The following is a 6112-nucleotide window of genomic DNA, read 5'->3' on the forward strand; positions in this document are numbered from 1 at the left end:
GCTCTTCCTAACGGCGGCGGCCGCCCCCAGGGCGGCCCGCCCGCCCCGCGCGTAGCGGCCGTCGGCGCCGAAGGCGCGGCCACCGACCAGGACGCGGACACCGAGGGCCTGGCAGGCGGTGACGGCGGCGTGCGCGGCCGGCAGGTGGGTGGGGATCGAGCCGGACAGCAGGACCGCGTCGGGGCCGGTGTGGTGCAGGTGGGCCACCAGATGCGGCGTCGGGGTCCGGGCGCCCAGGTAGTCGACCCGCCAGCCGCGGAGTTGGAGCACCTCGGCGACGAGCCGGGCGGGGAAGGCGTGCCATTCGCCGTCGATGCAGCTGACCGTCACCCGTCCCCGGTGCGGGAGGGGGCGCTCGCGGACCGGCCGACGGTGCGAGAGGGAGGCGATCACCCGCTCGTTGATGGCGGTGGCGGCATGTTCCTGAGCCACCGTGATGCGGTCGGCGGCCCATTCGGACCCGACTCTCGCCTGTACGGGCGCGATCACGTCGAGGAGCAGCGTCTCCTCGTCCACGCCGTCGGCCGCCGCCTTGTGGACGAGGTCGGCGGCCTCGTGCTCGTCGCCGTCGACCACCGCCTGCCACAGCCGGTCCGTCAGCTCGGCCGCCGCGGTGGGCTGTCTCACGCACTCCCCCTGCCGTACCGCCTGTCCGTCCGCCCGTCGCCTGCCGCCGGCGGGCCGTCCCGGGGAGCCCTGATGACGACGGCGGCCATGTCGTCGTGGCGGCCCGCGCCCAGCCACTGGGCGGCCAGCATCTGCACCCGTTCCACGACCGCTTCGGCCGGCAGTCCCGCGCATTCGGCCAGGGCCCGCCGCAGCCGGTGGTCGCCGAAGAACTCGTCGCCGAGCGGGCCGCCGCGCGCCTCGGTGATGCCGTCGGTGTAGAGCAGGCACATCTCGCCGGGGCCCAGCTCCGTGTGGACCGTGTCCGCCGTGACGGCGGGCAGCGCACCGACCAGGGTGCCGTGCGTGGCCACTTCCTCGACCCTGCCGTCGGCCCGGACGATCAGCGGCGCCAGATGCCCGGCGCTGGTCAGCCGTAGCCGGACCCGGTCGCCCTGGCGGCCGACCGAGGCGAGCACCAGCGTGGCGAAGCGGGTGTGGTGGGACGAGAGCAGGGCGCCGTTGAGCAGGTCGAGCACCCGCTGATGGTCGTCGGTCAGCGGCAGCAGCGCGTGCAACGTGTTGCGGATCTTGCCGGTGAGCACTGCCGCGTCCAGTCCCTTGCCCGCGACGTCCCCGAGGACGACGAGGGTGTCCTGGGAGGGGTCGGAGCCCGGGTGGACGTCGTAGAAGTCCCCGCCGACCCGCTCGTGGTCCTTGGCCGCGCGGTAGCCGCCGGCGTACTCGACGCCGTGCACGCTCCTGAGCGTCGGGGGCAGCAGCTCACGCATCAAGGTGGCGGTCACCGCGGCCTGTTCGCCGTAGAGGCGGGCGGCGGACAGGGCCGCGCCGGCCCGGGCGGCGAAGAGACGGGCGAAGACCTCCTCGCCCTCGGTGAAGGACTGCTCGGTGCTGGACCGCAGCAGGATCAGCGCTCCGGCGGGTACGCCGTGACCGGGCAGCGGGGTGACGATCACCGAGCCGAGCGGGCCGGGGAAACCGTCCGGGGTGACCCAGTCGGGAATGTCGACGGGGTCGATCCAGCGGGCCGACACGGGCGGGAAGCCCTGGAGTGCCTCGGCCAGGCCCGGCACTCCGGCTACGTCGACCTGCCGGGTGACCCGGCTGACGGGACCGCCCCGGTTCGCGAACGTCAGCCAGTGGCGCCGTCCCTGGGGCGGCGCGACGACGACGGCGGCGTCGGCGAGATGCGCGGCGGCCAGGGACGCCGAGGCCTCCATGCAGCGTGGCACGTTCATGGTGGACAGCAGCGTGCTGGAGACCTCGGACAGGATCTCGGTCCGCGTCCTGGTGTCGGTCAGCGCGGCCTCGGCCAGTCGCCGGTCCGTGTCGTCCACCAGCCACCACACCACGTCACCGCCGCCGGCCGCGGTCGGATGCCCCTCGAAGTGACGACCGTTGATACGTCCGTTCGACAGGCCGGCGTCCGCACCACTCCGCCCGTTCCCGCCGCCGCCCATGCGTGCGTGGGCGTCGGAGAGCCAGGCCGGAACCCGCTCGTCCAACCGGTCACCCCCGGCCGCACCGGGCAGGAGTATCCGCGCGGCCTCGTTGAAGTCGACGAGGACGCCGTGCTGGTCGACGACCAGGACCGGGTAGGGGGCCCCGGTCCAGGTCGCACCGACCACGTGGCCGGCATCGGGCGGGCGGGCTGAAGTATGGGGGGAAGCAGACACAAGCGGAGGCGCGCATCCTGCGCGCCTCACCACCTTCCTGCTCTCGAAAAATAGATGTCTTACGACAACAGTCCCGCATCCACCCCCGCCGTGGCAACCTGCCCGGGCGAGCGGCCCGAGGACAAAGAGGTGAGAGCATCCGTCCCATGGATGAAACCGACGGTCGTGCGGCCCGCTGGTGGGCGGCCCTGCGCCGGACACCGGTGGCGGTCTGGAACGACGACATCACGGACTGGGCCGCCGCGTTGACGTACTACGCGGTCCTGGCCCTGTTCCCGGTGCTGCTGGTGGTCCTCTCCATCGTCGGCCTGTCCATGCCGACGGCCCGGCCCGACGTCATCGACCGCATGTCGGAGGCCGTTCCGCTCGAATCCCGCGCCCTGCTGCACAGCACTCTCGAGGACATGGCCAAGCAGTCGTCGGCGGAATGGACGCTGGTCTTCGTCGGCGGGGCGGGAGCCCTGTGGTCGGGTTCCAGCTATCTGAGCGTCTTCCGCCGGGCGTTGCACGCCATGCACGGCGTCAGCGCGCACCGGCCGGTCTGGCGCACCGCTCCGCGCATCATCATCACGGCCCTGGTCCTGATCGCGCTGCTCGCCACGACCACCCTGGCGTTGTTCCTGACCGGCAGCCTGGCCCGGCGGCTCGGCCGGGCGCTGGACCTGGGCACCGGACCGCAGGCCGTCTGGGACGCGCTGCGGTGGCCGGTGGTGGCCGTGGTCGCCGTCGCCCTGGTGCTCGTCCTGTACCGGTCGGGCCCCGCGTCCTCGCGTCCGGTGCGGAAGATGGCGCCCGGCGGGGCGCTGGCGGTGGTGCTCGTACTGGTGGTCTCGTTCGGGTTCGCCGTCTACACCTCGCATGCCGGCACCTATCATCGCCTGTACGGTTCGCTGGCGGGCGTCGTGGTCTTCCTGGTGTGGCTGTGGCTGGCCAACCTGGCCCTGCTGGTCGGTGCGCAGTTCAACGCGGAGCTGTCGGCACGCTCGTGACCGCGTCGGCCGCAGAGCGTCCGCGGATGCCGGTTGCACTGCGGCTCTCCGGGTACAGCGATGGAATATGGGTGTTCCCGCAAACGCCTGGTCTCACTGAAAGCGATGTGTTCGTGACACTTCCCGGCGGAGCCGACGACCGCGCGGTGGGCTCGGTTGACGATCCGAGCGCGGACGCGCTGGAGATCTCCGATGCCGTGGAGCGCCTTGCGGACCTGTGGTCCACGGCTGCTCAGGAGTCGACGGTACGGTTCTCCCTCCATCAACTGCGAGCGCTGCAGACGCTGGAGAGAGCGCCGGAGGTCAATGTCACCGGCCTGGCGGAGCGCATGGACATAGGGCTGCCCACCGCCAGCCGGCTGTGCGACCGGCTGGAGGCGGCGGGCATGCTGGAGCGTTCGCTGCATCCGCGTAACCGCCGCGAGGTGCGGCTGCGCCTCACCGGGCAGGGGCGCCGCGTCCTGGGAGAGGTGGCGTGCCGGCGCACCCAGGCTCTGGCAGGCGTGCTGGCCGCGATGGCACCCGCGGAGCGATCCGCGCTGATCCGCGGCATGAAAGGTTTCGCCTCCGCTCAGGGCGAGACGCCCTTGCGGCCTTAGCAACGGCCCTGGCTCAGGGGGTTGTCGCGGCGTGCCCGGGTGTCACTCCGGTTCCCCGTCCCGGGGTTGCACGGTGCGGCACAGCAGGAGGCAGACGTCGTCGTCGCGTTCGGAGTCGTGCACCAGGGCCTTGAGCAGCGACTCGGCGCACCCGTCGAGGTCCGCCAGGTCGGAGTCGCCCAGCGCGGCCAGGGTCCGGCCGAGCAGTTCCACACCCGGGTCGATGCCCTGGGACCGCCGTTCCACCAGGCCGTCGGTGTACAGGACCAGCGTCGAGTCGGGCGGCAGTTCGACGGTGTGGTCCTCGTACTCGAACGGAAGGGGTACTCCGAGCATCACGCCCGGCCTGGTGTCCAGGACCTGTACGGTTCCACCGGGCGCTCGGACGACGGCCGGGGGGTGTCCGGCGGCCGCCCACACGACATGCGGGTCACCGGGCCGGAATCGGGCTATCACGGCGGTCGCGTAGAGGTTCGGCTGCTGGTGGCAGAGCATGCGGTGCAGGCGGGTGAGGATCCGGGCGGGGCTGTCGTCCTCGATCGCGTAGGCACGCAGCGCGGTGCGCAGCTGCCCCATGATGACGGCGGCGCGCAGCCCGTGTCCGGTGACGTCCCCCACCACGGTCAGCAGGCTTCCGTCGGGCTGCGGGAAGGCGTCGTACCAGTCACCGCCGATGTTGAGACCTCGGGTGGCGGGGAGGTAGCGGGCGGCCAGATCCAGGCCCTCGGCGGCGGGCAGGTCGGTGAGCTGGGCCCGTTGGAGGGCCTCGGCGGTGTCCCGGTGCTGTTCGTACCGTCGGGCGTTGTCCAGGGCGATGGCGGTCCGGCGGGCCAGTTCGACCAGCATCACGCTGGTGTCCGCGTCGAAGCGGTCACCGGGGGCGGTCAGGGTGAGCACGCCCGAGGTGTGGCGCACGGTGAGGGGGATGCACAGCAGCGGCCGGTCCGGGGAGAGCGCGGAGGGCGGCAGGTCGTCGACGCCCGGGAGCTCGCCGGGACGGGGTCCGGCGTGCTGGGGACGGTCGCAGCGGGCGGCGGTGACCGCCGCGGCGGAGTGGGCGGCGTTCGGGGCGTCCGGTTCGTCGAAGAGCCATACGTCGACCTGACTCGCGTACTCGGGCACGAGCAGTTCGGGAAGGCAGCGCAGGATGGCCTCCTGGTCGAGGGAGGCGGTCACGGCGGCGCTGGCGTCGGCGAGGAAGGTCAGCAGGCGCCGCGCCTTCTCCGCCTCGCCGCGTGCGGCTCGTTCGGCTTCGAGCAGTTCCCGCTGGGTCCGCGCGGCGGCGTCGAGTTCGGCGTGCAGGGCGAGCACACCCTGGTTGGTCTGGTGCAGTTCCTCGCGGTGCAGGCGCAACTGCTCCTCGGTCTCGTCCAGTTGCCGCAGGAGGGCCGCGGTCTCCTCGTCGGCAGCCAGGACGGCCTCCGCGTCCGCGGTGTCGTGCGGACCCTCCGGCTGGGGCGGGTGGCACGTCCGAGGGCCGGGACAGGCGAGTGTCAGCTGCCACGGCGTCCGGCCGGGCTCGGCGGAGACGGGTTCCACGACGGCTCGCATGAGGGTGGTCCCGTCGGTCGCGGACGGGCGGGCGGTGAGGGTGAGTTCCGAGCCGCCCCGGCCGAGGCTCTCACGCATGCGGGTGGTGAGCGCGGTGAGGAAGCGGGCCTGTTCGACCGCGGGCGCCCCCGCCGCGGCCGTGAGGCGCGCGACGAGGACCCGGGCGCTCAGGGCGTCGGCGGCCGAGGTGATTTTCCGGACGTACGGCTGGTTCACGGGCTCCCGGCCTGTCGGTCGGAGGTCAGGACGGCCACACAGGTGTCGTCGCGGCCGGGGCTGGCCGCGCTGCTGGCGTCGCGGAGGACGGTCGCGGCGATCACGGCCGGCTCGCGGGCGAGGAGGCCGGGATCCTCGGGCGGCACCCACCGGCTGGGCAGCCCGTCGCTGTGCAGGACGAGCAGGCTGCCCGGCGTCCAGGGCAGGCGGCGCTCGGGGACGGTCGCCGGGAACTGGGCGCCGACGATGCCCGGATGGGAGATCAGGTGCTGCCAGGAACCGGCGGCGCGCAGCCGGGCGCCCACGTTGCCGACTCCCGCGAACGCGAGTTCTCCGCCGGCGGTGTCCACCTGGGCCACGGCGACCGCGGCCCCGCGGGTGGCCCGCAGGGCCGGATGCTGTAGGTAGTGCAGCCGATCGCGGCGACGGCGGCGATTGGGATCGCGGCGGTGTT

6 protein-coding genes are annotated in these 6112 nt (G+C 73.2%); 2 read left to right on the plus strand and 4 right to left on the minus strand.

Features of this window, described 5'->3' with window-relative positions:
- A partial coding sequence (locus ABZ646_RS37920) for a B12-binding domain-containing protein (RefSeq protein ID WP_360529647.1) occupies positions 1 to 627 on the minus strand: 627 nt, incomplete at its 3' end.
- Positions 624 to 2255, minus strand: coding sequence for a PP2C family protein-serine/threonine phosphatase (locus ABZ646_RS37925; protein WP_360529649.1), 1632 nt, complete (start codon positions 2253 to 2255; stop codon positions 624 to 626). The genes ABZ646_RS37925 and ABZ646_RS37920, both read right to left, overlap by 4 nt.
- A gap of 194 nt (positions 2256 to 2449) precedes the next feature.
- On the opposite strand from ABZ646_RS37925, the gene ABZ646_RS37930 reads away from it, so the two are divergent.
- A complete protein-coding gene (locus ABZ646_RS37930; RefSeq protein ID WP_360529652.1) occupies positions 2450 to 3292 on the plus strand; it encodes a YihY/virulence factor BrkB family protein in 843 nt (280 codons plus the stop codon).
- A 26-nt stretch (positions 3293 to 3318) separates the two neighbouring features.
- Positions 3319 to 3891: a MarR family transcriptional regulator gene (locus ABZ646_RS37935; protein ID WP_360529655.1), complete on the plus strand. Its 573-nt coding sequence runs from the start codon at positions 3319 to 3321 to the stop codon at positions 3889 to 3891.
- Between the two features lie 42 nt (positions 3892 to 3933).
- Here the strand turns inward: ABZ646_RS37935 and ABZ646_RS37940 are convergent, their stop codons facing one another.
- Both ABZ646_RS37940 and ABZ646_RS37945 read right to left on the minus strand, forming a co-directional pair.
- Entirely contained in the window at positions 3934 to 5658 is a 1725-nt protein-coding gene (locus tag ABZ646_RS37940) for a SpoIIE family protein phosphatase (RefSeq protein ID WP_360529658.1), read from the minus strand.
- Positions 5655 to 6112 (minus strand): SpoIIE family protein phosphatase (locus ABZ646_RS37945; RefSeq protein WP_360529661.1); only part of this gene is annotated, 458 nt, incomplete at its 5' end. The genes ABZ646_RS37945 and ABZ646_RS37940, both read right to left, overlap by 4 nt.

Source organism: Streptomyces sp. NPDC007162, assembly GCF_040634175.1.
GTDB lineage: Bacteria > Actinomycetota > Actinomycetes > Streptomycetales > Streptomycetaceae > Streptomyces.

Excerpts from the sequence above, each read along its gene's own strand:
- ABZ646_RS37935 (WP_360529655.1), top strand. The coding sequence starts at position 3,319 with ATGCCGGTTGCACTGCGGCTCTCCGGGTACAGCGATGGAATATGGGTG.
- ABZ646_RS37930 (WP_360529652.1), top strand. The coding sequence starts at position 2,450 with ATGGATGAAACCGACGGTCGTGCGGCCCGCTGGTGGGCGGCCCTGCGC.